This is a genomic window from Enterococcus sp. 2201sp1_2201st1_C11_2201SCRN_220225, assembly GCF_040925905.1.
Lineage (GTDB): Bacteria > Bacillota > Bacilli > Lactobacillales > Enterococcaceae > Enterococcus_C > Enterococcus_C asini_A.
The window spans coordinates 1-26961 of sequence record NZ_JBCOJC010000016.1; the positions used below are offsets into that span (position 1 = coordinate 1).

The following is a 26961-nucleotide window of genomic DNA, read 5'->3' on the forward strand; positions in this document are numbered from 1 at the left end:
TAATTTTGATATCCGCATTCAGACTTGAGTAGTTTTCCAAACCAGAATAGTGCCGGCTGTAAATCCATTTAAACGACCGTGTATTTGGGTAGGATTTGGAGCCGTATGGATTCCCTACATCATATTTCAACGGTTTCGCTGGGTCGTAGGCGGTAGATTCTGCCCGTTTAAAAGGATCACTACAATAAAGCTGGAAAGTAGAGACTACGCAAAGCTGTCCTTCAGGGGGCGGTTCAATATCACCAAGCATTCCAAAATAGGAAACGTCGGGTTCATCCGCAAAAGAAAAACTAACATTTTCGATAGGATAACCTTCTGGGCTTCTATTATTTAATACCGCCATCAACTCTCGGTATTTCAGCATGAACTCCCTTGCCGAATGAGCTTTTAGCTGATATCTGACAGTGATGATTCTTTCTGGAAGAGTCGTCCCAGAAATATACATTCCCGGAAGTCTGTTTAGCTTAAAATAATTAATCTCCGTGGACAATGTTTCCCGGCCGCTGACAGATAAAGTTCGATAGCCGGGAATCAAGTCTTCCAAAAAGTTTCCGTTAAAGTTCATCGCTTCGGAGGGCAAAGATGTGCCTCCGACAGCATTCGTGTCTACGAATTCATACAGCATCATTTCACCCTCCTTCTTCCAGACCGACCCGCGGCCTTATCCGTCTCTTTCTCAAGCAACGTTCCCATATATGGAACTGTCGCCTCCGCCAAAATCCGGCCATCCGGCAACGTTACATAGATAGGACGATTGTCTACCTGCATCTCGAACGATTTTACCTGACTCATAGATTGTGCGGTATAGCCCCCACCAGCAATTGCAAAATCAAAGGATTGCTGGCTTCGTATCTGCATATTTTCAGCAGCAGTTCTGGCCACCTTTTTGGCGGATGAAACGACATACCGGATTCTGTCCATCATCCCCAAAGCTAGGCCGTCCGTGGTGTTTTCTCCGGACTCTCTGGTGACTCGCGATGGACTATGGATGTCTAACGCCTTGTTGATGGTAGCAGCGACTTGATTAGCAATAGACCGAGCCGCGCTTAAAGCAGAACCGCTACCGGCATAGATTCCATCTGCCAACCCCTGCATCGCATTAACCCCTGAGGAACGGAAAGAGCTTGGTAAACTGTTCATCTCGTTCGGTAATTTTGATGCCATCGAGCGAACGGCACTTGTAACAGCGGACTCGCCTTCTTTGATACCTTTTTCGGCGCCTCTTGCAATATTAGTACCGTGTTCATGAAAAACTCGTGAAGGGCTATGAATATCTGCTTCACTGGCAAAAGCCTCATCTGCCCCTTTGGCCATATCACCCGCAGCCGTTGCAACATCTTTAGAGCCAGCTTCCACACCTTCCGCTGCACCTTTTGGTACCATTTCACCTAAAGTCTTAAAGTCAGCGGTTTGGATAGCCGTGGTTAACGATTCTTCGGCAGAAAAGACCATGGAAGTTACTTTCTCGTCAATTCCCTGTGCGCCAGTATCCCAAGCCGTCTTAAAGGCCGAAGTGGCTGTTTCTCCACCCTTGGCATAAGTACTGCTAAGATTTTGCAACTCGGTGTCCGAAGCTGAAACCATTGCTGCAACATAGCCGGCCGATTCTGGACCCGCATCTCGTAACTTGGCAAGCAATCCTTCATCCACGCCTCGACTAGCAAGTGTGGCGATATTGTCTGCCCATGTACTGATAACGCGTTGATTTTCTTCCAGATTGGCTTGCATCTCGCCGACAGACATTTCCTGTTTGTCTGACAAGGTATCAAACATATTGGTGGCGGCCTCTTGGTATTCTTGCCATTTCGCCTTCATACCGTCCACAGCCGTTTTCTGGGCATCAGTCAAAGTTTGGTAAGACACGACTTGGCGCATAGTGCCATTCTCGACTGCTTCTGTCACGGCCGCGTTGGCCTCGGTCAAAACAGCCTGAGTGTTTTGGTGTTCAGCACTTAGGGCTTTCTGGGTCTCGGTCAGAGTTTTCTCCTGATCGTCGAGCTCCTTCATGGCCTCTTTGTGCTCTTTACCTTTGACCGTGCCTTCTTCGAGCTTCTTGTTCCACTCATCCCGAAGCGCGGTAGTTTCAGAAAGCTGTGCTTCTACCTCATGCTGTTCTTTGAGGATAGTTAGCAAGTCTTCTTGGGCTTGGTTCGCTGTCTCCTGATTCTTTTGGGCTTCAATACGGGCTTTTAGTTGCTCTGTGGACATAGAGAGCATCTTGCCTTCTTCGTCGTATTGGAGATTCAATCCAGCAACGGAACCGTTCAACTGTTCCACGGAATCCTTCAATAGTTTTTTCTCATCTTTGGACAGTTTTTCTTTAGCTGCCAAAGTTGTGATTTGGTCTCCTAGGTCTTGGTAGGCCGCGCTGTTGGTTTCAATGGTGGACAACTCTTCTTTACGCTTTTTGACGTTGTTTTGCGTATTATCCGTCAATGTTTTGGTGCTTTCAGACAGCGCGGATTGCTCCTTGTTAAGCTTTTTAGAGGCATCTGTTTCCTTGTTCAGCCATTTAAATAGCGCCACTCCTCCAGCTACTAATGCACCCACACCGGCTACAACCCAACCAATTGGACCAGTCGCAATTTTTAGAGCGGTACTAAAAGCAGTTGTCGCAGCAGTCATTAAAGTAGTCGCAACAGTGGAAGCAGAAATACTACCAGTTAGCACACCAATCACCGCAGAACTAATGGTAATCATCCCGTTCTGTGCTCCTTTAGCAGCTATATCCGCTTTCGTTGCAGTCGTATCCGCTATTTGAGCTGCCATATGCCGAGTGGTAGTAATGGTCAACTTCTCACCAGATAGCCCAGCCAAAATCATGAGGCTATCCGTCTTGGCGATAATAGAGTTCACAGTCGAGATAGCTTTCCATGCAGCGAACCCTGCTGCAACTCCACCAAGCACTGGAATCAAAATATCCCCTTGGTCGGTGACTAGCTTAATACCGTCTGCAGCTAATTCAAACAACGGCGTGGTAGCCTCGATGGATGTGCCAATTACTTTGAAAGTTGTATTGACTACACCTTTTAGACTATCCAAGTTTTTGGCGATGTTCTTCCCTGTCACCTTTTTGGATAGCGTGTCGAATGATGTCACCACCGTGGCCAAGCCTTTAGAAGCAGCATTTTTCAAGTTCCCAAAGCTGGTGGCAATCCCTTCTGAGTTGACTCGGGCCAGTTCTGCCAGTTCGCCAGTACCGGTTCCGAGGTCAATGATTTGATTCTGGAACTCACGGAAGGTTACGTCGCCATCTTTTAGCGCTGCGTACAGATCGCGCTGAGCGGTCTCACCGACAAAGCCCATGGCCTCAGCAGTCTTTTGGAGTCCGATAGGCATGGTTTCCTGGAGGGTTTTCCAGCTCTCCAAGTCCACCACACCAGTAGAGAGCATTTGGACATACTGTTGCAGACCACGTTCTGCGTCTGCCGTAGACGCTCCAGAGGCCAACATGGCATTGTTCAAAGCAATTGTGGCATCCGTGGATTTATCCAAATTTCCAGTGATGGCGGTCATCCTCTGAGCTGTGGAAACCACATCGTCTAGTTTGGTCGGTAACCCATCAATCCCTTGTGACAGCTTGTTGACGGATATCGTGGATTCATCTGTGGAGTACCCTAAAGCGGACATGACTTTCGGGTATCGTTCCATTGTGTCAAAACGACTAATCGCCGCGTCCATAGAATTGGCTAAAACTCCGAAGACCTTGGCACCAACTTGGACAGCTGCGAATCCAATTGCCATTGAAGCCACGGATTTGTTTGCTGTTTTCGTTTCACCAGTCAGATTGCTTAAGTCTTTCACTGCCGAATTCATCGTGTTTGTGAAGCCATTGTCTTTGGCTGAGAGCAGTGCCTCAACCGAATATGATTCTGCCAATTATCCTCCCTCCCTTTTCGTCTGATTTGCTTTCGCCATTAAATACATGAGCTTGTTGCCAGATTTTGATTTCGGAGGAGTTCGGCCTAGCAATAGTGCTTCTTGCTTTCGATAATCCATGAATTTACGGAAATCCGAGTAGACGTAATGCTTGCCTTTGACCGCTTCGATTTCACGATTTTTCCAAGCTAACAGATGGATTTCATACTCTCGGTCCAGAGCTCGTAAGTTAGAAGCTTTCATGAGGCGTTGGTAGTGCCGAAGTGTTATCCGCCCTAGTTCCTTTTCGTCCGTCAAATGAGGATAGTGGCGGATAAGCTCCAGGCGCATTCCCTCAATGGTTAGCTGAGGTACATCTTCAAGGCTTCCTTGTTCTGGATCTTCACGGATTTCCAGTTCACCATCTCTTGCAACAGGTTGACTTTTTGCAAATTCAATAAAAAAGCGTCTACCGTATTCTTGATGTTTTCTTGCCCTTCAACCCATTTCTTGAGGTCAACATCAGTCGGAATGGTGTCTTCGGTGCACAGAGCTGCTTTGATGATTGGCACTAAATACTTAGGATTCCGAGTATCAGCTAATAAACCAATGACCATGGTTGTTCCTACCGTAATCTCAGAGCCGTTGTACTGCACAATATTGCTGTTATCTAAGTTTTCAATAAAATCTAAGCCAAAATAAGGTGTGTAGCCTGTTCCATTAATCGTGATTTTCATTCGTTTTTCTCCTCCAAGTCAAAATAAAAAGAGAGGGTTTCCCCTCTCCGTTAGCCTTCAGGTGGCGCAACAGTCGTATCTTCAAATTGATATTGGACAACTTCTTCTTGGTCAGCTGTTAGGGTAGCCCGGCCGTCTTGGCCTTCACCGTCAATCTTAAACGTTAAAGAAACTTCGGTCAGACCTTCTGCTGCGGGTTTCTTGCTAAACTCAGAAACCTTACCACGGAAATAAGTGGCGCCATATTTTCCTTCAACATCTTTGTCCTGTACATCTACTTCCCAAACTTCAATGATGTCGCCATCCCGTCGCGCTTGACGAAGTTTTTTCACCATTTCATCGTTACGGGCCAAAATAGAGGTACAGCTGATTTCTGTTTCAGAAGTCCCATTTCCGTTCACTGGGCCGTCTTTGGTAGCCGTGGACTCAGTATCCGAGGATTCAGTTAGTTCGTGTTCGGTCTGGAAAGCCAGTTTGGTTGCTGGATTCTCCGTCGCTTCTTTCAAAATGCGGAACAGTAGGATTACGTCAATCCCCTGTACTGCTGTTAGTTCTGCCATAGTGATTCCTCCTAAAGATTTCTAAATTCTAAGGTGATAATCGCCCTTTTTAGTGGCGTATTGGTGCTGGTATCGTCTCTCATGGAGATGGTGCTACCTTGGATATTCAAGCCCCAGTGATAGCCTTCTGTGGCTTTCAAACGAAGCCCGGCATTAAAAATAGCAGATGCCATATCTGACACCAGCTTCCGCTTTTTCTGCAATCCCCATACTGAAATGATGATGGAGACAGAACCTTTAATCGCTGTCTTATTAGGACTATGGATCGTCTCAGTCCCTTCAAACTCCACAAAAGGATAGCCGACTTCGTTCATCGGCTTGTAGTCGTAAGTGGCATATCCTAAGGCTAGACACCGCTTGAACATCTCATCAAAAAGAGACTGATCTCGTGTTTTAATCATTTGGTCAGCCTCCCTAAGTCTTCCAAAAATTTTGCTTTCTGCTCCAGGTATGCCGGATACATGAAAGGTTGTGCGCTCATAAAGCGGGTGCCGTATTCAAGATATGGCGCATAATGAGCGGTAGCTGTAGAAGTAGCTGTCAGGCCGCCATCGGCTAAAGCAAAGATGATTGAACGCCGAAGAAAGCCTGTATCCACAGGCGCTTTTCTGCTCGCTTTCCGATTCAGCTCCGCCCCGTTCGTTTTGACAATCTTTTTCACCGCATTCAAAGTGCCATTCTGCTTTAGTTTAGCTTCCAACTCTTTGATACCCCGGATACTAATCCCCTTGGCCATGAACGGACACCTCTTCCACAATTAGGCTATTTCGGTCAAGTGGCTGTCTGGCAGTCGTGAGCTGATAGCTCTTATCGCCAATATCAATGATGTCCCAATCTGGAATCAAAAAAAGAGACTGAGTCCGAATGACCTTTGCTCCTTGTTTGATACTGCCGAATAGTGTCACACTTCTATCCGTCCCTAGGTCTGTGACGTTGGCGGTAGTGGCTGTCACGATTGGTTCATCCTCAACCCATTCACCTAAATCCGGGTCATAGTGAGAGCTGGACCCATCTTTGATAAACAATATTTCAGTGTCGTATCTCATAGGAAACGGAAGCCTCCTCTCTTCGGCCCATACAGCTCCTCTTCACCTTTCCGCTTAAAGGTTTCAAGCTCGTTCGCGTACTCGGCAAAGTCGGAATCTGGGAAAGTCATGGATAGGCCTTCTTGGCTATACGAAGCCATCCCCTCATTTCCGATTCGGTTAAATCGCTTAAGGGTGACTTCATAGACAATCGATTCAAATTCAGCGGGAACTTCCGTGGTAGCAGAAAGTCCCAGAATTGATTTCAAGCGTTCGGTGGTGCGCCTCTCGATAACTTCTAGCTTCTTGTCATTCTCCCCGCCTAGCAGTGTCTGGATGTCTTCTGCGATAGTCGCCATAGCCCCACCTACTCTGCCAAGGCTTTTTCTGCTTCGATCGCTACGTCTTTTCCTTTAACCTTTTCACCATTGGACAACTCATAATATCCGCCCCCAGTATGTTTCGGAAACTCATCTTCAGCGGCAGTAACTTCTTTGATGAACCCTTCGCCTAAATTTTTGACGATTTCAGCAGCACGCTCTTCTGATACTTCAATCACGGTGCCTTCTTTTTGAATCAATTTCGTGTGTGTATCTCGAAATGGTTTTAAAACAGTATATTTTTTCATGTCTTATCCCTCCGGTACTGTAGCAGGTTGAATTTTCGCGAAAGCTTCGTCCTTCACGATCATCAACGCCACGTCCATGGTGGCACGCAAAGCTACCAATTCTTGTTCATACAGGTTGATTGGCGTTCCGTCTTCATTGGTTAGCGTGGACAATTGCGCTTCTTCGGAAATCTTGAAATTGATGTTGTAAGGAATCCCGTAGAACATGTAATCAAAATCCCCACCGTACAAATTACCTTTTTCCATTGCTTTCAAATCCACCACTGGCAAACCATCAATCGTGTTAGCGGCGCGGTCATAAATCAATTCGGTGGTATTACCAACCACCTTAGATGCGCCACGCAATTCAGTGCGATTTTTCCGAGTAGAAATGAAGGCGTTCGGTTCAAAATCGTTTTCCCCGATGTGATCTTCTAAAGTCAGGATATTATCGTAAGTCAATTCGCCTTCCACTACGTTACCTGCAGCAACAACGGATTCTTCCACGGATTGTGGAAATGGGTTTCCGACATTCAGAATACCTGCAGCATCAAATTTTTTGTAAAAAGCTTCTGCAATCTTTGGTTGCATAACCGTAAAGAAATCGGACATTTTATAATTCAAATATTCCCGAGAAACTGGAATGATAACCCCCAATTTCTTCGCTACCATAGTCGCTTGCAGCCACTTAGGTTTAGAAGTTTGAATCTTTTCACCTTCACCAACCCAGTAAGCACCCGGGCCTTCTGCGAAATATTCAAATTTCTTTTCTTTGTCGTCCATTTCTTCGTATTTCGCTAATTGCATGATTTTAGAGTTTTCCATTACCTCATTCAAAATTAGCGTGTTGTACTTGTCGGGAATAGTTCCCTCTTTTGTTTCATAGACTGTCACATTATCTGGATTCCATGTCTGCGCAAAAAACTGTAACTGCATTTTCATCAATGGTTCTTTTTTCATAGTTTATTTCCCCCTATTTTACAATTCGATTTTTCTTGGCTAGTTCTGCCACAGTTGACTTGAAGGTCTTATCAGTGGAGAACTTGCCGCCTACGTTCGGAACTTCCTGCCGTGCGGACTCTTTTTTGATTTTGGAAACATAGGCAGTGACAATGCCAACCGCCTTTTTAGTAGCCTCTGCGTCGTCCGAAACAATAAGAGCCAATAGTTCCTCATCGTGAGGAAGACTTGCTTCTGTTAACATTTTAGAAGCTTCTTTGGTCATTTCAGATAAAGCCTGGCTACGTTTTAGCTCGGCAATCTCGGCTTCTTTCTGCTCCAGTTGATGTTGAAGCTTTTCTTCACCGTTTAGCTTAGCTAGTTTTTTGGCTTCTGCCTCTTTTGCTTCCTGCTCTTTTTCCCAAGCAGTTCGTGCCTTGCTCTTTTCAGCAGCGATCATTTTTGCTACTTCATCACGAGAAAATGTTTTGCCTTGTTCTTGTCCGCCATTGTCGGCCCCGTTTTGGCCCTGATCTTGTCCGGAATTGTCAGTGCCACCGTCAGCGCCTGCTTCGGCGAAAAATTGCAAATTCAAAGGCATTAAGAAACGTTTTTTCATGAGTAATCCTCCACGGTTACGCCGTTACCCGATAAATTGGACCAGTTACGCCGGTCAGCCGAAGCAGTTCAATATTTAACGCCCCGAAAAGTAGAGGGCAAAATAAAAAAGCAGTGCTAGAATCTCTCTGGCGCCGCTTCATATACTTCTTTGATGTAATTGATATTTGTGGTAGGGAAAAACATCGCTTCTCCATCGTCTACAATTACTTTTATAAAATTCGGTGTTTCATTCGAAAGTAAAGAAGCCAGTGTCTCATCGCTGATTAAACATTTCTCTTCAACGAAACATCCTTCCTCGTCATTAACACCTTTCCAATAAACCAACATATAAGTTTTCATGAAGTTGCTACCCTGGCTTTCAGCTCATTCGCTGCTTGAGTAATCTCAAAAGCAAGTAACTGCTTTCGTTCAGGCTTTCGAGTTCGACGCTGTTTCATCATCAACTGACGAATTGCTTTGTCGGTGTACATGATAGTGTACCGATGTCCGCAGTGGGCGCATTCGGCATAGGTGTGCTGAACGCCACCAAGCAAGTCATCTTTTTTCTTGATGAAAGGTGTCAACTTTCGACAGTGACCACACAAAAACTGTTCCGTCATTTTCGTTTCACCTTCCCTAGACTTCCCTCAGCAGTAACGGTGATGATAATTTTTTCATTTGCTATTTCTGGCAAGTCAATTTCTTCTAAAGCTTTCTGTATAGCTTCACGTTTGCTTCTACAAGTGACGAAGGTAAAGTCATGCCAGCAGTCCCAAGCGTGGCTAAAACTCACTTTAAATACGTTCATGGACCTTCTCCTTTCTGTCTGGAGGTTTCTTTAAGGGTAACGCAAAAAAGACCGACAACTTCGCGTAGAGTCATCGGCTGCCAACGGCTATTCTGTTTTTCCATCAAGATTCCTCCTTAATTAACCTGACCGACTAAACTAAAGGTTCTTTTCCGTTCTTCTCGATCTTTTTGTTAAACTCGTCAACCTTCTTTTTGATATCCGATGGGGCATCTTCATCATAGACCCATTTCCCATTTTCTTTGTAAACACGATCGTCTTTTAAAAAGTCTGGTTTTAAAATAATTGTCATGGTTTATTTCTCCCCTGTAAGTTGATCCGCAACGAATTCTTGGAATTTTTTAGTTACTTCCGTTTGCTCGCCTACCACGCTTTGAGCAAATGTTTCGGCATACCATTCGACAGCACTTGTGGTGCCATAATCGGAAACGAAAGGCAAATCCTCAACATTTTTTGCATCAAACAGCTTCCAAAGTTCAAAACGATGGTATCCGTTTTTCTCAAAGCTGATGTAATCATCGAACGCATGCCCCAACTCATGGCATATAAAATGAGTAAATTCATTTGACCGCGCATTCCAGTTATTACCGGAATACTCTGTATTGCTTTCAATCATTCCCAAGATGTTTTTAACATATTGATCTCTATTCGAAAAATGACTTGCGTTGATATCTATTGTATACCCAGTATACGCCATTAACTCATAGTTATCACCAATCGTATTAGCCTGAAATGTCATCCCCTTGTTATTAAGATACTTAATGAAATCTGGGTACTTAGCTTTAACTTCATCCAGTCCTCTACTGATTGAGTCTAAAGCAACTCGATCCAGATTCTCAAGACCTTTCGTTGCTATCCCGTTTTTTTCGATACTCTTAATCGATTCTGAAATACTCTTTGCATTTTCCAATCGAATATCATAAAAACGATCCGCTTCCTTTTTCAGCCATTCTTTTCGCCCGGACATTCTCTCATTTCGTTTTTCTCGCTCTTCCCACCAGTCATTTGGATCATCAAAATCTTCTTTTTCGGGTCTTGGTTCGTTATAGATAGGATTAACGTATTGGATTCGCTCTCCATTGATCTGTGTCTCCTCGTCAAAGTAAGGCACTGTAGAGCACCGACAGTGGGGATGCATCGGTGGCGCATTTTTACCCGCCAGAAAATCTTCCACTTTGAAAATCTTGTCGTTCAACGCGGCGCAGGTAGGACAAGCAGATGGCTCAGCAATAAACTGATATTCAGTAATTCCTGCATCCAAATAGCTCCGCATCTGCATTGAGATTTGGACCCGTGCTGTTTCAGTCCGCATCAACCGTTCTGCTTCATACTGACTTCTGTCGAATAGCGTACGAAGCTCTCTTGCCATCTCTCGTGGATTTCGTCCTTGCACCAATGACTTTGTAAGGAGTCGGTCTAACTCGGCTTTGAGGACTTCTGAGTTGCCCCAGATTCGTTGAGAAAAAGTTGCGCCTTGAAAACTAGCATTAGCAATCTCCTCCGCAGTCTTTTTGTAATCTTTGCTGAGAGTTTCGCCCAAAATACCGGCTTGCCTCATCGCTTCTTCTTCGCCAGACTTTGTGAGGGTTTCAGCCATGTACTGATCAAGGTCATCACTCATGGCGATTAGTTCAAGACCAATTTGAGATTTCAACAGCTCAAGTCGATTGGTTCTCATGGTGACGTTGTAAAGCCGAAGCTCGTCGTTGGCCTTTGAAGAAAAATCTTTGGTTTCGACATAGGCTTTCGCTTTTCTTGCAAAAGACTCTACATCCATCTTGAGAGCCTTCTTTTTGGCTTCGGAGAGTGTCACACCTTCCCGTCCAGCAAACCGCTCCCAGTTGGCATCAATCTCTTTCTGGATCGCATCAAGTGAGGCCTGTAGCTTTTTAGCAATCGCCTTAGATTGGTCTTGGTCCTGTGTTAGCTGTCGAAGAATCCACTCTTCTTCTCGCTTTCGCCAATATTCTTGTGAGTTCATAGGCTATTTATCCTGCGAGTAGTTTGGCAATCCGCAATTAGGGTGGTTAGTTACAGAAATCCTACTGCCGCCCCCTAATAGCTCACCAGTGAAAAGGTCAGTGTGATTATAGCGGGCTCGTTTCTCTTTAGAAGTAATGGTAATCTCTCGATATCCCCCAACTTTTCCTAAAGAAATTGTTTCTCCTCGAACAAGAGCCCGTACTTCATCCCCCGTTAATTCAAAATTAATTCTCGGCATCCTCATCCGCTCCTTTCTCAAACTGATAATCCGGCACGGTTGGCGTTGGGGTTTCCTTTTTGATTTTTTCAAGCTCTTCCTGTGCACTTTCCACAAAAGATGCTTGGCTTAAAAGAGTTTCTTGGCTAAATTCCACACCAGAATCAACTAATGCTTTCATCTCCTCCAGGACTGCTTTCGGAAGGTTCGGGGTAAAGGTAACTTTCATCCCCTTCAAGTCAGCATTCTCTAGCTCATTGATTTCTGATTTAAGGTTAAAGAGTAGGCGATAACGCCGAACCAATGCTTTTTTGAAAAGGCGCTGTTTGACCGAGGTCAACTGCTGAAAGCCAAAAAGCTTGTACTTCATCGCCTCGCCCGATTGATTGCTGGCAAACTTTTCATCCGAGAGGTTTGGCACCATAGCCGTTTCATAGATATCCTTTTTCGTGCGATCTTTATAGGCTTCCACACCAGTCACATCATATTGCTTGTAGATATAGCCGGCGGTCACGGAAGTCTTATTCCCGTTGACGTCTGTGCCTGATTCCAATAACAATATATTGGCATCTTTTTGCTTAATTGCATTGTCGGTATTTAAACCGGAAGCTTCAATATCTCCACTAATGACCAGTAAAGCATCGTTCAGGTCTGTCATGTAATTAGCTGTGTCTGACTGTCCTGCATCGTATAAATCAATCTGGGACAGCACATCTTCGTACAGCCCCATTCTGAAACGATTGCTGGCATGTTCCACCACCGGCACCGCTTTGTATGAATGGGGAACCCGGTCTTCTTCAATCAGGTTGATTTGCCCGACGGTGGTTTCTTTGAAAGTAATAATCTCCTTATCCGTGTATACAACGGGGAGGACCCTCGTTTTGTCAGCATTTCGACCAAATCGCGCTTTCGGGTAGCGAACCGCCAAGATTGGTTCTCGCTTAATTGTCGTGTCGTAAACTACAAAAGTTTCAAACACATTTGAGAGATCCACATAATCGATATCATCTTCATCGCGGTAGTGAATTTCATAAGCTCGGCCGTATTTGTCAATATCGAGCCACAATTCGCTGTTAAGACCGTCAATATCATTATTGAGATTGAACTCCTCAACCGCCTCCTGCTTTGCTTCATCTCCAGAAAATTCTACCTTGATTGGATTTCCAGTATTGTAGCCCACATCAAAGGTACAAATAATTTTTCCAAAGTTGTGTGCAGCGCGGTGGTCCGCTTTCCCTTTTTCCTTTCGGCGCCGATTTTTGGTAATCGTTGTGTTCCGTGCTTTGTAATAATCATCCAGCACCGCCAAGCGTGGTACCTGATTCTCATAGTGATCTTGAATCATCCCTGCTAATGTATCCAAATCCTTCAACAGCTCGTCTGCTGAGGGATAACGGTAATTCAGGTTGGCTTCAATCGGAAAGGCCGTGTGGTTAATATCTCGGCCATTTAACTGGATATCCGCACCGTGTTCAAATTCATTTACTTTGTCCATTGTTTCCCTCCTAACCGAAGAAGCGTTTCGCAACTTGCAGTTTTTTTGCTGTATCGGGTTTTGGTTTTAGGTTAAAGATGGCGGTACTCAACGCATACCGAATCGCATCAATCGTGTGGTTGTATGCATCAACGGGGATGTTCACATACTCCCCTGTTTTTTTGTCTTTTTGCCAGGTGTAGTTCTCGAACTCTTCAATGACTTTAAAGCACCGCTCGTCGATGATGATTTCGTATTGCTGGATGAACTGTAAGCCCGATAGAATCGAGCCTTTACCTTTCTTAACATCGTGGACACGACTCAGACCTTTTACTCGTAGTTCGGCATTACTTTTTTGTTCGGCAGAATCGGCATAGATATCTTCTTTGCCATATCCTAATTCTTGAATTACCTTGGCAATCTCATCATTCAGCATGTGTTTTTTGACGTATTCCTCGAGGATGTAGAGCTTCTTATTCGCCTCATCAATCTTGACATGGACAAAGGCTGACGGGTCATTGACATAGCCGAAGTCAAGACCAAAAAAAGAGGGCAAACTTTTTAGCTTGTCCTTGTTGAGTAATGCTGTTTTAAATTTTGGAAAGACCAACTTATCCAAAGTGGCAAATTCGCCCAAAGCATAAATTCGATAATAAGCCGGGTTTCGGTCTGCCAATTCTTCGATGGTTTGGCGGTTCTCTTTATCTAAAAACCGATTGTTCTTGTAACTGGTGTGATGGATTCGAATCCGCTTAGGATCGTTGGTGACCCCTTCTGCAAAAAATTGTTTATAAACCCAGTTCGATTTGCTAACCGGGTTAAACATCAAAAATATTTGGCGAAACTTATGCCCACGATCCCGCAGCCGTAAAGTCAACTGGGTGTAGTCATCAAGCGTGAACTCTGTGGCTTCTTCCATCACAACATCCGAAATTCCTTTGATGGATTTAATTTTCTCCGGGTCATCCATACCCTTGAAAAGAAACTCCGCACCGTTTGGCAAAGTAATACGAAAGTCCGTCATGTTTACTTTGCAACGGTCTAAAAGGTTCCAGTCACTTAAGCAGGCAACCACATCGGCAAAGATGGAGTCGCGGATAGACCGGCCAACCTTCCGCAAGAAAAGAACTTTACGGGGCTTTCGCCATTTTTTACAGGCCTTCATCACAACTTTTTGAACTACGCCGTGAGACTTGCCAGAGCTGGCACCTCCATAGTGAATCTCGGTAAAGCGGGTGTAGTCGTCTCGAATATCAAAAATATGTTTGTTGAAAACTTTAGCTGGCTTTGGGAACTCAAGGACGATATTAATCTTCGGTCTCGTCTTCATCCCATTCACCAACCTTAATCACGATATCACCAGTTTGGAGGTCTACCTTATCGGTGAATAGCGCATGGCGCTTACCTAACAGCTCCGCAGCCTTTAAGCGGTCTTTTGCTCCAACTTCGATATTCGTTTTCGTTTGTTCCCCCATTCCGACACCACGTAAAACTTCTTCCTTCTGCTGTCCTCGCATAACAGAGGTCAAATACTCCAAAACTTCTTGGGCGTCCGCAGTTCGTTCGTTGTGCATCTTTTCTAGCTGTTCGTCAATGTAAGATTTAACCTTAGCATTTCCTAGCAATCGTACCGCATTGGCAGAAGCCACCGAATCTTTTTTCACATTTGGATAAGCAGCTTTATAAGCTCTGGTCCCGTTGAGGTCCTTTAGGTATTCATCCGCAAAGATTTGCTGTTTAGCGGTCATTGTCACGTCTATTCACCTTCTTTCTGCATAAAAAAGGCACCCGCCGAAGCGAATGCCTTCTCATCTCATAATTATTTCACGATATCATCTTAAATCTTTTTATCGGCGGTTTCAAGGCACTGTTTGTGCATTCAACCTGCGGACAAAATATTTTCAAGATCGTTAAGGCTATCAATTCCAAAAAGGAAGATAGACAATTCTTTGGTCGCCTTGCTCTCATCTCGGCGAATAGTAGACTCATCAACCCCATAGATTTCAGCAATTTCAACTTTTTTGAAATCAGCTTTTGATATATAAAGCTTGTACAAAACATCAACTCTGCGCTGGGCCATTGCTCCCCGATTCTTGCAATGTTGATAATAGGAACCCCAAGTAGCATCAAAATAATCCATCATTTTTTTCGTTTTCGCCTTGTATTTCATAAGCGCTTTAAGGTTTAATTCTTCCGGCTCAAAAAGAATTTCCTCGTATTCGTCGAGATCCTCCACTAGTTCCTCACAGTGTAGACTTAACCAGCGGTAATGGCGAAGAAGTAATTTGGTATTTCTCAATCGCCAGTCTTTCTCGGCGGTTTCAGTTTTCTTTTCCTGTTTCTTCTGCTGCTTTAAAACTGCTTCTGCAATAATTTCTAGCTGATGCTTCGTTAACCCATTTGCCAATATTCCTACCTCCGATACTCGTTAATTCGTGCCTTGACGGCTGCCATTAAAGCTTCTTGCCCTACTTCTTTGGTTTCTAGCGCCTTCATCACATCTTCGTCAATCGTTCCTTTTGCGACAAGATGATGAACGATGACAGGGTTCTGCTGTCCTTGACGATCCAATCTGGCATTAGCTTGCTGGTAAAACTCCAAAGACCAAGTTAGCCCGAACCAAACAATGATGTGCCCTCCTGCTTGAAGATTTAACCCATGGCCGGCAGATTGTGGGTGGGCCAAAAGTACAGGAATCTTACCCTCATTCCACTTTTTGATGTCGCCGGCAGAAACATCTAACACTTTAGCTTGCTTGAATCGCTCTTGAATTCGACTAAGGTCGTGCTTGTACTGGTAAAAAACTAAAACTGGCTGCCCCTGTGATTCTTCGATAACTCGCTCCAAAGCGTCTAGCTTTTTCTCGTGGATTGGCTTTGCTTCTCCATTTTCGTCGTAGATACAGCCATTCGCCATTTGTAGCAATTTGTTGGAAAGGGTAGCGGCATTGCTAGCTACCACATCCGACTCATCGAGTTCCAACACATAATGCCGTTCCAGTTCTTTGTATTTTTTCCAGTCTGCACTGGATAGCTCCACCTCAATCACGTTGTTGGTACGGGGTGGTAAATTCAAGTAATCCTTGGCCTTCATCGAAACACAAATATCACTGATTTTCTTGTAGATTGCCTCTTCTGCTCCCGGAAGTAGCGCCCAGCTATAAACAATGTGACCGTTTTGCGAGGCCGGGGTGAAATAGTGATTTCGAAAAGCAGTGATCGTTTTTCCTAATCGCTCACCCTGATCCAAAAGATAAATCTGGCTCCACAGGTCCATTAGGTTGTTCGGCGATGGTGTCCCGGTCAGTTCTACCAACCGCTCAATCATTGGCCGGACTTTCCGCAAAGCCTTGAATCGTTTCGCTGATGGCGATTTGAAACTGGAGGACTCATCGATGATGACGGTTCGAAACGGCCAATCTTTTCGGTAGTGATCAACTAGCCACTCCACATTCTCCCGATTGATTAAATAGACATCTGCCTTTTTGTCTAAAGCCGCCATTCTTTGTTGTCTGGATCCTAACACTTTGGAAAAGGTTAGGTGGTTCAAATGGTCCCACTTCTCGATTTCATCACTCCAGGTCTTTTCTGCTACTGACAAAGGCGCGATCACCAAAACATTTTCAATCACTTCAAATGTGTTTAGCAATTCATCGATAGCAGTCAAGGTGGTTAAAGACTTCCCTAGGCCCATATCTAAGAACAAGGCGCAGTATGGATGATCCAGAATCCAGTCTTTCGAATACTCCTGGTACTCATGAAGTTTAGCTTCCACGGTTAAAGCACCCGATTCTTTCCAAGTCTCTCACCAGTGTGTCTACTTGCATTTTTGTGTAACAGACAAAAACTGTTTGATGCAAATCTTGCAAAGTTCGAATCATTTTGTCTTGGGATTTTCGCGTCTGGCCGTCTGGCTTTTTCACCTCGACGAAAACAGTGTCCCCGTTCGGGAGACAAATAATTTGGTCCGGCACACCTCTCACCGTCGAGGTCCATTTCAAACTCAGACCTCCTCTTTTTGAAATTTGGCTTTTCAAATGCTTCTCCACATCTTTTTCTAAATCCATGCCCATCCCCTCTTTCCGGTTACCTTTTTTTCCAACTCACTCAGGCTCCCTATATATTTAACCTATGCATACCCCTATATACCCTTTTATATATTTTATTTTTTTATACTATTTCAATAGAAGAAAAAGGTAACTAGGTAACCGATATACTATAAATATTTTTATATCAACGATTTAACGGGTTACCTTTTGGTTACCTTTTTCAGTTGGGTTACTTTTTTAAAGTTACTAGTTACCTAGTTACCTTTTTTTCTCACTAACAAAAATTTTTTGAGTTCAAAATAAAAGTAACTAAGTAACCTTTTTCGCCGGTTACCTTTTTTACCTTTGAGGAAAAGTAACCTAAAATTCGTCATCCACCTTAATTCCAAGCCAACATTTTATGGCTTTTCCGTCAACTTTCACTGCCTTGTTTTCATAGCCTAATTCCTTCATACGATTCACAAAATTGTTTCTTGTCATTGCGTGATAGCCTGACTGCTTACAGTAACTAACATAACTGCTGTAGGCTTCTTTAGCTGGGGTTTTCAGCTCTGGGCCAACTTCGCATTCATCCTCAATAAACAGTGAAAGCACATCATTGCCTTGGACCCACCGTCCAACATTTTCTAACATGTCCGACGTTTCAGTGAATCCGTGTTGCAGCGCCTTCCGTAGGCCCTTCATCGCTTTATTAAAAATCCCCGGCATTTCGTCCATCATCACTTTCAATGGAAACTCCCGTTTAACTTCATCGGTTAATTCTTCATCAATCTTTAGAATCAACAGACGACGCTTCAAACCACCACTAAAATCTCGCATGGCCGGCAGCTCGTTCATGGCAAAGGTCAGCTTGGCGTAATTATAGAAATATATAGGCTCCTGATTCTTACGATCCGCATAGATAGTATCTTCCCCGGTCAATTGTTTCAGCAAAGAACCATCGGCCAAATACTCAGGCTTGGCATCTGTATCGAAATTGGCAGCCTTTCGGTAAAGTCCAGCTGGTGCAAAGCGTTCGTTCATCAGGTTTTTCAACGTGACGGCGCTATAGTTATCTTTGCCAATCAGTTCTTTCAAGATATTAACTAAAGTAGACTTTCCTGTTCCGGCTTTTCCGTGAATGAAAAGCATCTTCTGTAGCGTGTATTCTCGGTAGAAATTATAACCAAACCACTCATAAACAAAGGCGGCATTTTCGCCCCCAACTATCTGCCGAACAAATCCGTCAAATACTGGGCAATCTGCTTCTGCATCAAATTCAACAGGGTGGGCGGTTCTGGCATAGAGTTTCTTGTCAAAACCGGCAGTAAACGTGTCCTGTTTCAGGTCATAAATACCGTTGGACAAAACCAACTTATTGACGTCCGTTTCCTGAAAATCTTCCTCAGTGTAGATCAAATTCTTAATAGCCGAAATGGCCTCAGACAAATGCCGAATCTTAGTTTCTTTCAGCAGTTTTCGGTTGGTGAGGTAACTTCTTAGGTAGTCTTCCGCCCCCGTGCACCAGATTCCTTTTCGTTGGTCATATCGCAGAAACTCTTGGCCATCATAGAACAGTGGCACCTCACTTACTACTTCTTGTGCTAATAGGTATGGATTAATAATTGGGAAACCATTCTGATCAAAAGTCAGCCATCCAGTTTCAATCGCATTATCCTCATCCACTTCAAACCCGTCAAAGTCTTCCGCGGCCTCGCCCAAACGATCCTTGGCCATTTGACCGATTACCGCCTTATCATCTTGTAGAAACTCATTCATCGCACGATAGGATTTCATCTTTTGAGGCGGTGTATTGGGCTTAGCGTCTTCATCCAAATCCCCAAACTTATGGATCCGGACAAGGTCAAAAGCGTTCGCCAATTGGTCTCCCACCGGGTCCGTCCCGTGGTGACTATAGGCCCATTTGTCTTCATAGACGACCAATCCACCAGAAGTGGTCCCACCTAAGAAGGTCCAGCGGTCATCTCGCCCAGTCGGTCCATAGACATCTGGCAGAAAAGTCTCAATCGCAGAAACAATATCGTAGGTCCGACAGAAGGCACCCACGATGCCCTTTTTCTCCAAGGGATCCCCAGCTTTTTTCGCCTGGGCGTCTCGAATCGTGTGTCCTCGACTACTCTCCGGCCAAAAACTGGCATCTCGCCAATCCACATACTCACTAAGAACTGTGTCGGGATCCAGCCAAGGTTGATCCAAGTAGTCAGTGAAGTACTCACCGTCCATCGAGTGGCTGGGTCGGTACATTAACCGTTCGCCTTGATACGTCGTGTCGTCGAAGTTGTCCATGCCGAACATCTCTGCCACTTTCCGGGCTAGCGGTTCATATTCCTCAGCCGTTACAGGCCTACTGAGGGGAATGATTAACCGGTACCGTGGTCCTTTCACCAGATGACTGTGGGTTGTGTACACCGCACAGGCGAAATCTGCCATCAGCTGTACGTCATCCCAGAAATCCAGAGTCGTGCTATCGGCATCTAGCGTCACGAGACTACGCTGTTGCACGTAGCCCCGCTTCCGCTTGCCTTCCTTTAGCCAACCACCCACGAACCCGCCAACGTCCTTGATGGCGTCCTGCCGGCTCTTCGGCATCTTCTTGTAGTCCGCCACCGTCTCTTGGGTCACAGTAGGCGTATTCAGTCCAAGAAGAAACTCAGACCAAGACTGCTCTCGGTTCTTCCACTTACGTTCGGTCTTGGAACTTCCGATGGCGAGTTTGATCTCACCGTCATATTTCAGTTTTGGTGCTACTTTCGGTTGTTCCATACGTCCTTATCCTTTCTCAAAAACTTCTCGCCATTCCTTTTCCGTCCAGCTCTCCAGAAGGTCAATCGGTTTTACTCGCAGAATCTTGGCGAGTTTTTCCACCCGTTGTAGTTTCGGACTCTGCTTCATACTGCGGTATTCTCTCCATGAATCCCTTCTAATCCCCAGATGCTGGGCAATTTGCTTATCATCAAGCCCCCGTAATTCCTGATATCGTTCCATGTTCACCCAGAACGTTTCAGTCAACGATCTTCTCATCTCACTCACACCCTCTCATCCATAGTTAGCTAAAAGGTTCAAAAGGTGCATCCACAGCTCTTGCAATTCCGGGATATGTTGATTCAGCCAAAATAGTAGCTTCCTTAAAAGAGCAATCGTTTCAGCATCCATCTGCTACACCCCCGAAATTTCTTTGAAGTAAGGAAGTGCCGAGACTTCCTCGCAAAAGTCTTGCCATTCTTGAAGCTTGTGTTTTCGTCTTGCCAAATACATATTCAGAAGCACTTCATAATTTAGTGTCACTGTCCGAGTTTGGTTATAGCTAGACGGCAAAAGCTGGATAATTGAATACCACACCTTTTTGTCATGATGAGTCAGATATACTATGCGCATACTCTCTAGTGTCGGTATCACCTGCTCTGCCATAAACAGCACGGCGGTTCCTACCATCTGATCAGTGCTAAAATCCACCATCTCAAAAGGCTTCGTGTGGATCTTGTGCATCGTACTAGTAGAATTGGCCACAGTACCGACTTTGTAAGTATCAAACTCCTTCCACCAATACAACGGGGCCGTGATATCGACAGAAACCATCATCTGGCGAAGAACTTTTCTGTGGTCGGTGCCGGCTTTAGTCAAGCGCAGCAATAAATCTAAATCATTCGGACCAATATGTTGATGCACGCTGTCTGATTTCTCCCAGCTGTTCATAGGGTTCCGCATCCCCCTCATAGCATTTTCAAAATTTAACGTCTCCCAATGACTCGTTTTTATCATGCTTCACCCTCCTTCACAAAATCAATAATCTGCACTCCAACAATACTGTTGCTGATTTCTGTCCACTCTTCTTCAACTTCTAGCTCTTCACCTTCTCCATTAGTCAAATACATCCGGTACCACCCCTCACCACTATCTCGGAGGCGAACGTTGTTATCTAAAAATTTCGTATCTGAAAGTTCATAGTGATCTATCTGGAGTACGCTGATACCTTTCGCATTACCCCCAACCCGGTAGGTCACATACCCTTTATAATCCCAGCATTGAAAAGACACTTTAATTGTGTGTCTCCCCCAATAAATATTCGGGTCATAGTTTTTCATCCTTCTACCTCCTTCACGTCAATGATGCGAGAAAGTCCTTGAATATTTTTCGCAGTTAGCTCGGCATCCCTCAAATCATAGGCGGCAATATATTCGCCACATAACTTATTCGAAGAGTTCAAATACTGAACATAAAATTGTTTCATCAAATCTTCCTCCTTAATCTTTCATGTAATACTTGGTCTCAAATCCCTCAGCATTCAACGGCAATCCGTCTGCCCAATCAGGCGCCACGGCCATTAGTTTGTTCATCTCCTCGATGGAGTGAGAGCCGTCAGGCACCTCGGCCACCGCTTCATCGTGGATGTGAAAAACAATCGGATAGCCCGCTTTTTCGAGTCGTTGCATGGCTTCTGCCAACACATCCCGAGCTGTTGCTTGTACGATGTTTTCCACCAGTTTCCCGCCATAGGTCTGCTGTTTGGTGAATACCACTTTGTCTCCTTGTCCCTCGTAAAAGACAGCAGGGCCAAACTTTCCTTCCTCTATGTGTGCCTTCGCATAAGCCAAACGCCGGCCACTTGGTAGCTGGATGAAAAGAAAACCAGACCTCTTGAAAAACTTGAGTCCTCTCGGTCCCTTCCTCACGCCGCCATTTTCCAGACAGTCGAGAACTGCTGCCTGCGTGTCATACCAGAAGCGAGTAATCCGTTTATTGGTTTCACGCCATCGGCTAACGATTTCCGGCAACTCACTTTCAGCAATGCCATTGTCCAAAGCCCCCATCGCGATCAACGCGCCAGGTCCACCCTGATAACCTAAAGCCAACGTTGCCACTTTCCCACGTTGTCGCATGGCTTTCCCCTCATGACTTTTCCAGTCATAATCTTCCACAGCGCCAAGTCCAAACATCTGAGCCGCCGTCGCTTCATAGATTTGCCCATGAGTGCGAAAAACATCTAGTACCCACTCTTGATTGGCATACCAGGCGATCACTCGGGCTTCAATCGCGGAAAAATCGGAAACAATGAAACGGTGCCCTTCTTTGGCGACTAACCCGGTGCGGATTAACTGTTTGAGAGTGTCCGGCACATCGCCATAGACCCATTCAATCGCTTCAAGATCTTTGGCTTTTACCAAATCTCGGGCATAGCCAATATCATCCAGATAGTTGCGGGGAAGGTTCTGTACCTGCAAAAGACGCCCCGCCCAACGGCCGGTCCTGTTGGCGCCATAGAATTGCAAGATACCGTGAATACGGCCATCGCTACAACGTGCGCCGTCCATCATCAGATACTTTTTAGTGGAGGAATTCGAAAGACTGAGACGGAGCTTTAGAGCCTCCTGCACTTGTTCCGGCAGATTGCCAAGCGCTAGCGCCTTCTCGACTAATTCCTTACCCAGTTTTTCGAATGGCGTGCCTTGGCCAGCTAGCCATTCTTTGAATTGTTTCAAGCTGTTGGGGTTTTCTAAGCCCGTGACAGCTCTCATTTTCTCCATATTTTCGTCCGTTAATTGGTCCATAATCTCAATCGCTGCTGTCGCTAATTCATGGTCAATCTCAGCACCTAAATCATTGATGCGTTGATCAAGGGCGTAAAGCTCCCACTCTGATTCTTTGACTGGGAAACGGCTCAACTTGTCAGCAATAGCCATTTCTACCACCACGTCTTGAATACAGTACTCAGTAAAGGTAGCCCATTTTTCGGGATCATGTTCCGGCAAATTTCGTGTCCGCATTCCGTTCGCCTTTGTCGGTTTACACGGCTTCGAAAAATAATTGATGAGCTGTGTGCCTCGGGTATCTTTCTGCTGTTCGATGCCTAAATACTTGGCGCACTGACCAAGTGAAGCTGGCAAACCTAACTCGTTGGCGTGGACCATGGTGCAGTGCCACTGCCGGGCATCCAGATAGTACGGAACCCCTAGCCACTTAGAAAGACAAATCCGTTCGAACTGAGCATTAAACGCTACTTTCAAAACATCCTTATCTGTCAAAGCCTTAACTACTTCATCCGGCACATCTGAAAGCGTCATGTCCTCACACTCCACTTGGCCACCATCGATGGCGTATGCGAAAAGAAGGATTTCGAAGCTAGGACTATCGGCGTACTTGTAAACCCCGACTTTACCCAGGTCCTCTTCTGAGTAAGTTTCGATATCAATATTTAACGTTTTCATAGAAATTCCACTTTCTTGCCAATGAACTTTGATTGCTTCCAGAATCCCGCTTGCTTACGGTTTTTCAAGTAGGCTGCTTTCATATCCTCACGATAGAAATCTTCGGTGAAACAATTCATAATCTTTGTTTCTCGATGATGCAGAATGTGCTCAACCAAAAGATTGAGCTGAATCTCATCAGGCCCATAGATATATTGAGTAAACTTACCCCGCAAAATTTTCCTTGCACCTCGATGATTGACATCCACCATGAACATATAATTCAAATTCTTTTTCCCTTTGTGGTCACCAATGCGCAAAGAATTAGCAAGACCACAATCGAATTTAAGGTAGATGGAATTGGTAGAATACGCTTCGTAGTATTGGATTACTACTCCGGCAGCGAGTAGCTGTTTTGCTATATACTGTGCAACCTGCTTGGTTGTCATCGTCACGTCCTAACACCTCCAGAATTAAAGAAAGGGGCATCGCTGCCCCTATTCACTTTTTATGCGAAGAAATCGTCTCCAGATTCTTCTTCATCGTCCCAGTCCATATCACCAAAGTCCGCATCCGCAGAAGCACGTCCTCCTAGATAGTCCCCTTTACCAGTCGTCATGATGTTATTAAGTCCAGCAGAAATCCCCTTGTTGCCAGCAGTGTTGTATGCGTAAAAGTTAATGGAGGCAAAAGCATACACACCACTATAGATTTCATCGGGATCTTCGGTCTTAACCGTCATCCCACCTTCACGTTTCACCAAACCCGGTTTCGTCTTTGAAGAAACATTGATGAAATACTTGTTGGCAAACTCAGGCCGTTCTTCTGTATCAAATTCATCGTCCCCGTCACGCAGAGTGGTTTTTAAGCGATCAGGTTTGACTCCTTTCAACTTGTCCCCTTTAGCTGCTTCATAAGCTTCTTTGATAGCTTCCTTCATCAGCTTGACCGTTTCTTTGTCGTCCTTGTCAATCAAGAGCATAGTAGAGTATTTCGCTTCTTGTCCCTCAAACGCCTTTGGTTGTAAAAGGTTGGCATAGCTCAACCGTACTTTATTTGTGATTACTTTCGTTCCATTTCGTTTTGCCATTTTAATTTCCTACTTTCGTTTTTTTTAGTTGAATAGTTCATCATCTTCGGCTGAAAAATGTGCCTCGATGTCGTTCATAATTTTTTCTTTGTAGACTTGAATTTCGTTCAGGTATTCTTTGATATCTCGTGTTTCTGTGCGGTCCATTAGTAAGTCTTGCCGAATCAACGCCTGCAAAGCTTTTACTGTTGATGTGTAATAGCCAACGAATTTGTAGTTACCTTCACTGTTTAGGATTTCTAGCATGACGTTGTAGCGATCCATAGCCAAAACTCGATAGTTAGAACCTTGAAAGAGAACTACTTTTTCCTTCTTCTCTTTTTCAGTCATCCCCGACACCCCCGAAGTCCTCTTCGGCAGAAGCTAGACCGTTCAGAGCTGGGCGCTTGTCTTCTTCGGGTACGAGTACAGGTTTCCCTTCTGGCTTCACTACATATTCCCCAAGAAGTTCAGCAAAACGTTTTTTGCCAATCACTTTCTCTAAGGCAGTGATGGTTTGGAGAGTGCGAGGTTTCAGGATGTCATCATCCTCAAAGCCTTCTGCTTCAAGAACGAAGATGGCGGCTTCTTCATCCGTCAGCTTCCTATTACTACGACCTTCAACCAATTTCCAACCAGGAACTCGGGCATCATGATCTCGGACAATCTCAAGAGAATACTCTTCTACATCTTTAATCCAGGAAGTAATTTCTTTCGCTTTGGCCAAGATGTCAGCTAACTCTAAAGGAGATAGAAAAGCCGGGTTCTTAAATTCATAAGATGCTATCTCTAAATTTTTCTCAGCCCGGGCCTTACAGAACCCTTTTGCTTTACACCATTGACAGGTGTCTGGTGATGGGTCAAACTCCCCTTCACCTTTAGAGGCTTTTTCGGCTTGAGGCTTCACAAAATCATTCGCCCAACTCAAAAGCTCCTCTATCGTCATCTCAAACGTGCTGATGCTACCTAGGCGAGGTTGCACAATAGTCATGCGAACTTCTTGAAAATCATAGATCATGTCGTATTCGTGAAAAGCTCCCAAACCGTATAGCATGGCTTGTTCGTTCCACTCAGCAGAAACAGGAACACCCTTCCCATATTTCAGGTCGATTACTTCAATCACCCCATCCGCCGCAATTACCACATCAGAGGTCCCAGTTCCGTCTGGCACCCAGTCGGAGTAGTCCACCCGCACTTCCAAGTCGATCGAGGCATTCGGTAGAGCATTGAATCGCTCCATCACCGTGCCAACGTATTCGTCTACATAGTCGTCCATGCCAGGGCTGTAAAACTCATTGTTCGCTTTAAACTTGTTGTAGCGTAGAGTAAAGGTTCGCTTGGTAATTTTGCCCGTCTCGTATTGCAGTTTTAACTCTGCCAAGCTGTGTGCCGCCGTTCCTTCTGCCGCATACACACTGCCACTGTCAGGTATTCCGTCTTCCATCGTCGGCGCCATAGTGCAGTGAAGCCACCGCTTGGCACCAGAAGGAGAAAGCCGGGCATGAAAAGTTGGACTTGCCATTATTTATCACCCTCCATCAGTGCCTCCAAATCTGTCATGAACACGCCATAGTCCTCTTCTGCTAATTCACTTAGTTTCGTAGCGTTATTTCGTTGAAAGGCAGTTTTGACCGCATCCCGATGCCCACTAGACATTGCTTTTTTCATCAACGCTTGGACATCTGCTTTGGTGGCTCCCGGATGATGGTCAGCCGTTGCCGATTTCTGTGGTGCTTCTTCAATAGGCTCTTGCGACTCTCCAGCTTCGGATGGTTCGGTGTCTGAGGTTGAGTCCGTAGAGTCCTCTACCGGCACTTCTTTCTTTGGTGCTGGTTTCTTCTTTGTGGCTGGCTTTTTTGGTTTCTCTGGCTCTTCCAGCTTTTCTGAGACAGCTTCTGCTAGCGACTTGGCCAAGTGATCTCCCTCGATGCCAATTTGTACGGTAGGGGCTGGATTCATAGCCGCATTCAAGTCTTCGATAGTCGCTTTCAAATCTTTCGTATTTTCTGCCTCAATATTTAATGTAATTTTTGCCATTATTTTTTCCTCCTAAAAGTTCATTCGTATAGGACAAATCACATAGTTGCCCCGTTCAGTTTCAAAAATGATAGGTCGTACTGGTGATACAAGATGCATCCGAATCTCTTTTACTTTCAATTTTTCAAAAAGCATAATCATATCAACTAGCTTCTGGGGGTCAATGCCAAACTTCACCGGCTCATCGAAGTAATCCAAATCCCAGGCAGCAGATTGAAAAAAGGGATTTTTGTCATGGGGGTTAGGTTTGAATGTCCACTCCCCGTTTTCAAGAATGACTAACAAACTTTCCGATACTGAGGTCAAGGGTTGGCAGAATTTTCGAAAGGCAGTGATGTCAGTTAGCGTTAATAACGGTGAGTCAAGATTGGGAAAGAATTTGGTAAAATCCGGGAACTTCTTACCCTCTCCACCGATGAAATAATCTATCTCCATCTCGTTTTCAAATCCTGTTAACATAAACGCCCGATGAGGACTGCCCCCAAGCAACGTTCCGTTTTCTGTAAGCTTGACCTGTGACACTAAAATCTTCTTGCGGTCATCGTTAAGCTTCCAATTATCAAAAGCCCTGGCGTACCTAGAAAACTCTTCGTTATACGTTTTTAGCTTTTCGTTATAGGTAGCCATCCGCTTGTCGTAAGCTTTTTGTCTTGCGGGTGTTGCTTTTTCTGGATCGAAAGCTTTAGGCTCTTTTGGTTTCTTAGGTGCTTTAGGGGGCTTTTCCGGTTTCAATTCTCCCATCGCCCTAAGGTGTTTCATGACAATATCAATTTCATCCAACGTGTTCCCACCTCCGAATCGTGCTATAATGCACTTG

General features: G+C 44.9%; 35 protein-coding genes and 1 pseudogene. All 36 read right to left on the bottom strand.

What is annotated here, in order from left to right; translation table 11 throughout:
* The coding region (locus AB5754_RS05930; protein WP_368250901.1) for a distal tail protein Dit at positions 1-628 on the bottom strand (628 nt) is incomplete at its 3' end.
* Positions 625-3879, bottom strand: a complete 3255-nt coding sequence (locus AB5754_RS05935) for a tape measure protein (protein WP_368250902.1) — start codon at positions 3877-3879, stop codon at positions 625-627. The genes AB5754_RS05935 and AB5754_RS05930, both read right to left, overlap by 4 nt.
* Positions 3880-4209 carry a hypothetical protein gene (locus AB5754_RS05940; protein ID WP_368250904.1) on the bottom strand — a complete coding sequence of 110 codons (330 nt, stop codon included), beginning with the start codon at positions 4207-4209 and terminating at the stop codon, positions 3880-3882.
* Positions 4210-4220: 11 nt separating this feature from the next.
* Positions 4221-4595: a tail assembly chaperone gene (locus tag AB5754_RS05945; RefSeq protein WP_368250906.1), complete on the bottom strand. Its 375-nt coding sequence runs from the start codon at positions 4593-4595 to the stop codon at positions 4221-4223.
* Between the two features lie 50 nt (positions 4596-4645).
* Positions 4646-5155, bottom strand: a complete 510-nt coding sequence (locus AB5754_RS05950) for a phage major tail protein, TP901-1 family (RefSeq protein ID WP_368250908.1) — start codon at positions 5153-5155, stop codon at positions 4646-4648.
* Positions 5156-5166: 11 nt separating this feature from the next.
* Positions 5167-5556 (bottom strand): phage capsid protein, encoded by a 390-nt coding sequence (locus tag AB5754_RS05955; RefSeq protein ID WP_368250910.1) that lies wholly within the window; start codon positions 5554-5556, stop codon positions 5167-5169.
* Positions 5553-5891, bottom strand: a complete 339-nt coding sequence (locus AB5754_RS05960) for an HK97-gp10 family putative phage morphogenesis protein (protein WP_368250912.1) — start codon at positions 5889-5891, stop codon at positions 5553-5555. The genes AB5754_RS05955 and AB5754_RS05960 overlap by 4 nt, the downstream gene beginning before the upstream one ends.
* Positions 5875-6201 carry a hypothetical protein gene (locus tag AB5754_RS05965; protein ID WP_368250913.1) on the bottom strand — a complete coding sequence of 109 codons (327 nt, stop codon included), beginning with the start codon at positions 6199-6201 and terminating at the stop codon, positions 5875-5877. The genes AB5754_RS05960 and AB5754_RS05965 overlap by 17 nt, the downstream gene beginning before the upstream one ends.
* Positions 6198-6539, bottom strand: coding sequence for a phage head-tail connector protein (locus AB5754_RS05970; RefSeq protein WP_368250914.1), 342 nt, complete (start codon positions 6537-6539; stop codon positions 6198-6200). Before AB5754_RS05970 ends, AB5754_RS05965 begins: the two co-directional genes overlap by 4 nt.
* Positions 6540-6547: 8 nt before the next feature.
* A complete protein-coding gene (locus tag AB5754_RS05975) occupies positions 6548-6808 on the bottom strand; it encodes a hypothetical protein (RefSeq protein ID WP_368250916.1) in 261 nt (86 codons plus the stop codon).
* A 3-nt stretch (positions 6809-6811) separates the two neighbouring features.
* Positions 6812-7747 (bottom strand): phage major capsid protein, encoded by a 936-nt coding sequence (locus tag AB5754_RS05980; protein WP_368250917.1) that lies wholly within the window; start codon positions 7745-7747, stop codon positions 6812-6814.
* A 13-nt stretch (positions 7748-7760) separates the two neighbouring features.
* On the bottom strand, positions 7761-8345 hold the full coding sequence (locus tag AB5754_RS05985; RefSeq protein ID WP_368250918.1) for a DUF4355 domain-containing protein: 585 nt from the start codon (positions 8343-8345) through the stop codon (positions 7761-7763).
* Positions 8346-8461: 116 nt separating this feature from the next.
* Positions 8462-8686: a hypothetical protein gene (locus AB5754_RS05990; RefSeq protein ID WP_368250919.1), complete on the bottom strand. Its 225-nt coding sequence runs from the start codon at positions 8684-8686 to the stop codon at positions 8462-8464.
* Entirely contained in the window at positions 8683-8946 is a 264-nt protein-coding gene (locus AB5754_RS05995) for a hypothetical protein (protein WP_368250921.1), read from the bottom strand. Before AB5754_RS05995 ends, AB5754_RS05990 begins: the two co-directional genes overlap by 4 nt.
* Positions 8943-9134: a hypothetical protein gene (locus AB5754_RS06000; RefSeq protein WP_368250923.1), complete on the bottom strand. Its 192-nt coding sequence runs from the start codon at positions 9132-9134 to the stop codon at positions 8943-8945. Before AB5754_RS06000 ends, AB5754_RS05995 begins: the two co-directional genes overlap by 4 nt.
* A gap of 133 nt (positions 9135-9267) precedes the next feature.
* The gene (locus AB5754_RS06005) at positions 9268-9426 is read right to left on the bottom strand and encodes a hypothetical protein (protein WP_368250924.1); all 159 of its coding nucleotides are present in this window, start codon (positions 9424-9426) and stop codon (positions 9268-9270) included.
* Positions 9427-10230: 804 nt separating this feature from the next.
* Positions 10231-11115, bottom strand: a pseudogene (locus AB5754_RS06010) (minor capsid protein); the annotation flags it as partial.
* A gap of 3 nt (positions 11116-11118) precedes the next feature.
* Entirely contained in the window at positions 11119-11355 is a 237-nt protein-coding gene (locus AB5754_RS06015) for a hypothetical protein (RefSeq protein ID WP_368250925.1), read from the bottom strand.
* Positions 11342-12829, bottom strand: a complete 1488-nt coding sequence (locus tag AB5754_RS06020; protein WP_368250926.1) for a phage portal protein — start codon at positions 12827-12829, stop codon at positions 11342-11344. The genes AB5754_RS06015 and AB5754_RS06020 overlap by 14 nt, the downstream gene beginning before the upstream one ends.
* Positions 12830-12839: 10 nt before the next feature.
* Positions 12840-14138, bottom strand: a complete 1299-nt coding sequence (locus AB5754_RS06025) for a PBSX family phage terminase large subunit (protein ID WP_368250928.1) — start codon at positions 14136-14138, stop codon at positions 12840-12842.
* On the bottom strand, positions 14116-14556 hold the full coding sequence (locus AB5754_RS06030) for a terminase small subunit (protein WP_368251022.1): 441 nt from the start codon (positions 14554-14556) through the stop codon (positions 14116-14118). Before AB5754_RS06030 ends, AB5754_RS06025 begins: the two co-directional genes overlap by 23 nt.
* Before the next feature lie 131 nt (positions 14557-14687).
* The gene (locus tag AB5754_RS06035; RefSeq protein WP_368250929.1) at positions 14688-15215 is read right to left on the bottom strand and encodes a hypothetical protein; all 528 of its coding nucleotides are present in this window, start codon (positions 15213-15215) and stop codon (positions 14688-14690) included.
* A 5-nt stretch (positions 15216-15220) separates the two neighbouring features.
* Entirely contained in the window at positions 15221-16582 is a 1362-nt protein-coding gene (locus AB5754_RS06040) for a DEAD/DEAH box helicase (RefSeq protein WP_368250931.1), read from the bottom strand.
* Complete coding sequence (locus AB5754_RS06045; protein WP_368250932.1) at positions 16572-16874, bottom strand: VRR-NUC domain-containing protein; 303 nt, start codon at positions 16872-16874, stop codon at positions 16572-16574. The genes AB5754_RS06040 and AB5754_RS06045 overlap by 11 nt, the downstream gene beginning before the upstream one ends.
* Before the next feature lie 342 nt (positions 16875-17216).
* Positions 17217-19619: a phage/plasmid primase, P4 family gene (locus AB5754_RS06050; RefSeq protein ID WP_368250933.1), complete on the bottom strand. Its 2403-nt coding sequence runs from the start codon at positions 19617-19619 to the stop codon at positions 17217-17219.
* Positions 19620-19625: 6 nt separating this feature from the next.
* Positions 19626-19877, bottom strand: a complete 252-nt coding sequence (locus AB5754_RS06055) for a helix-turn-helix domain-containing protein (protein ID WP_368250934.1) — start codon at positions 19875-19877, stop codon at positions 19626-19628.
* A gap of 135 nt (positions 19878-20012) precedes the next feature.
* Entirely contained in the window at positions 20013-20615 is a 603-nt protein-coding gene (locus AB5754_RS06060) for a hypothetical protein (protein ID WP_368250936.1), read from the bottom strand.
* Positions 20612-20938 (bottom strand): DUF5406 family protein, encoded by a 327-nt coding sequence (locus AB5754_RS06065; RefSeq protein ID WP_368250937.1) that lies wholly within the window; start codon positions 20936-20938, stop codon positions 20612-20614. The genes AB5754_RS06060 and AB5754_RS06065 overlap by 4 nt, the downstream gene beginning before the upstream one ends.
* On the bottom strand, positions 20935-21084 hold the full coding sequence (locus AB5754_RS06070; protein WP_368250938.1) for a hypothetical protein: 150 nt from the start codon (positions 21082-21084) through the stop codon (positions 20935-20937). Before AB5754_RS06070 ends, AB5754_RS06065 begins: the two co-directional genes overlap by 4 nt.
* A gap of 13 nt (positions 21085-21097) precedes the next feature.
* Complete coding sequence (locus AB5754_RS06075; RefSeq protein WP_368250940.1) at positions 21098-23059, bottom strand: DNA polymerase; 1962 nt, start codon at positions 23057-23059, stop codon at positions 21098-21100.
* Complete coding sequence (locus AB5754_RS06080) at positions 23056-23493, bottom strand: hypothetical protein (RefSeq protein ID WP_368250942.1); 438 nt, start codon at positions 23491-23493, stop codon at positions 23056-23058. The genes AB5754_RS06075 and AB5754_RS06080 overlap by 4 nt, the downstream gene beginning before the upstream one ends.
* Positions 23494-23546: 53 nt before the next feature.
* Positions 23547-24128: a DUF2815 family protein gene (locus tag AB5754_RS06085; RefSeq protein ID WP_368250943.1), complete on the bottom strand. Its 582-nt coding sequence runs from the start codon at positions 24126-24128 to the stop codon at positions 23547-23549.
* A gap of 24 nt (positions 24129-24152) precedes the next feature.
* On the bottom strand, positions 24153-24458 hold the full coding sequence (locus tag AB5754_RS06090; RefSeq protein ID WP_368250945.1) for a hypothetical protein: 306 nt from the start codon (positions 24456-24458) through the stop codon (positions 24153-24155).
* Positions 24451-25629 (bottom strand): DUF2800 domain-containing protein, encoded by a 1179-nt coding sequence (locus tag AB5754_RS06095; RefSeq protein ID WP_368250946.1) that lies wholly within the window; start codon positions 25627-25629, stop codon positions 24451-24453. Before AB5754_RS06095 ends, AB5754_RS06090 begins: the two co-directional genes overlap by 8 nt.
* Positions 25629-26144, bottom strand: a complete 516-nt coding sequence (locus AB5754_RS06100; protein WP_368250947.1) for a hypothetical protein — start codon at positions 26142-26144, stop codon at positions 25629-25631. Before AB5754_RS06100 ends, AB5754_RS06095 begins: the two co-directional genes overlap by 1 nt.
* Positions 26145-26156: 12 nt before the next feature.
* On the bottom strand, positions 26157-26924 hold the full coding sequence (locus tag AB5754_RS06105) for a hypothetical protein (protein ID WP_368250949.1): 768 nt from the start codon (positions 26922-26924) through the stop codon (positions 26157-26159).
* Between the last annotated feature and the right edge of the window lie 37 nt (positions 26925-26961).

Bases quoted from the DNA above. Each gene is read 5' to 3' on its own strand.
- AB5754_RS06090 (WP_368250945.1), bottom strand. From the start codon at position 24,458: ATGACTGAAAAAGAGAAGAAGGAAAAAGTAGTTCTCTTTCAAGGTTCT.
- AB5754_RS05940 (WP_368250904.1), bottom strand. From the start codon at position 4,209: ATGCGCCTGGAGCTTATCCGCCACTATCCTCATTTGACGGACGAAAAG.
- AB5754_RS05970 (WP_368250914.1), bottom strand. From the start codon at position 6,539: ATGGCGACTATCGCAGAAGACATCCAGACACTGCTAGGCGGGGAGAAT.
- AB5754_RS05995 (WP_368250921.1), bottom strand. From the start codon at position 8,946: ATGACGGAACAGTTTTTGTGTGGTCACTGTCGAAAGTTGACACCTTTC.
- AB5754_RS06050 (WP_368250933.1), bottom strand. From the start codon at position 19,619: ATGGAACAACCGAAAGTAGCACCAAAACTGAAATATGACGGTGAGATC.
- AB5754_RS06070 (WP_368250938.1), bottom strand. From the start codon at position 21,084: ATGAAACAATTTTATGTTCAGTATTTGAACTCTTCGAATAAGTTATGT.
- AB5754_RS06060 (WP_368250936.1), bottom strand. From the start codon at position 20,615: ATGATAAAAACGAGTCATTGGGAGACGTTAAATTTTGAAAATGCTATG.
- AB5754_RS06030 (WP_368251022.1), bottom strand. From the start codon at position 14,556: ATGACCGCTAAACAGCAAATCTTTGCGGATGAATACCTAAAGGACCTC.
- AB5754_RS05955 (WP_368250910.1), bottom strand. From the start codon at position 5,556: ATGATTAAAACACGAGATCAGTCTCTTTTTGATGAGATGTTCAAGCGG.
- AB5754_RS05990 (WP_368250919.1), bottom strand. From the start codon at position 8,686: ATGAAAACTTATATGTTGGTTTATTGGAAAGGTGTTAATGACGAGGAA.
- AB5754_RS05950 (WP_368250908.1), bottom strand. From the start codon at position 5,155: ATGGCAGAACTAACAGCAGTACAGGGGATTGACGTAATCCTACTGTTC.
- AB5754_RS06075 (WP_368250940.1), bottom strand. From the start codon at position 23,059: ATGAAAACGTTAAATATTGATATCGAAACTTACTCAGAAGAGGACCTG.
- AB5754_RS05985 (WP_368250918.1), bottom strand. From the start codon at position 8,345: ATGAAAAAACGTTTCTTAATGCCTTTGAATTTGCAATTTTTCGCCGAA.
- AB5754_RS06025 (WP_368250928.1), bottom strand. From the start codon at position 14,138: ATGAAGACGAGACCGAAGATTAATATCGTCCTTGAGTTCCCAAAGCCA.
- AB5754_RS06000 (WP_368250923.1), bottom strand. From the start codon at position 9,134: ATGAACGTATTTAAAGTGAGTTTTAGCCACGCTTGGGACTGCTGGCAT.
- AB5754_RS05965 (WP_368250913.1), bottom strand. From the start codon at position 6,201: ATGAGATACGACACTGAAATATTGTTTATCAAAGATGGGTCCAGCTCT.
- AB5754_RS06095 (WP_368250946.1), bottom strand. From the start codon at position 25,629: ATGGCAAGTCCAACTTTTCATGCCCGGCTTTCTCCTTCTGGTGCCAAG.
- AB5754_RS06005 (WP_368250924.1), bottom strand. From the start codon at position 9,426: ATGACAATTATTTTAAAACCAGACTTTTTAAAAGACGATCGTGTTTAC.
- AB5754_RS05945 (WP_368250906.1), bottom strand. From the start codon at position 4,595: ATGAAAATCACGATTAATGGAACAGGCTACACACCTTATTTTGGCTTA.
- AB5754_RS06055 (WP_368250934.1), bottom strand. From the start codon at position 19,877: ATGAGAAGATCGTTGACTGAAACGTTCTGGGTGAACATGGAACGATAT.
- AB5754_RS06045 (WP_368250932.1), bottom strand. From the start codon at position 16,874: ATGGATTTAGAAAAAGATGTGGAGAAGCATTTGAAAAGCCAAATTTCA.
- AB5754_RS06015 (WP_368250925.1), bottom strand. From the start codon at position 11,355: ATGCCGAGAATTAATTTTGAATTAACGGGGGATGAAGTACGGGCTCTT.
- AB5754_RS06020 (WP_368250926.1), bottom strand. From the start codon at position 12,829: ATGGACAAAGTAAATGAATTTGAACACGGTGCGGATATCCAGTTAAAT.
- AB5754_RS06100 (WP_368250947.1), bottom strand. From the start codon at position 26,144: ATGGCAAAAATTACATTAAATATTGAGGCAGAAAATACGAAAGATTTG.
- AB5754_RS05960 (WP_368250912.1), bottom strand. From the start codon at position 5,891: ATGGCCAAGGGGATTAGTATCCGGGGTATCAAAGAGTTGGAAGCTAAA.
- AB5754_RS06065 (WP_368250937.1), bottom strand. From the start codon at position 20,938: ATGAAAAACTATGACCCGAATATTTATTGGGGGAGACACACAATTAAA.
- AB5754_RS05980 (WP_368250917.1), bottom strand. From the start codon at position 7,747: ATGAAAAAAGAACCATTGATGAAAATGCAGTTACAGTTTTTTGCGCAG.
- AB5754_RS06085 (WP_368250943.1), bottom strand. From the start codon at position 24,128: ATGGCAAAACGAAATGGAACGAAAGTAATCACAAATAAAGTACGGTTG.
- AB5754_RS05975 (WP_368250916.1), bottom strand. From the start codon at position 6,808: ATGAAAAAATATACTGTTTTAAAACCATTTCGAGATACACACACGAAA.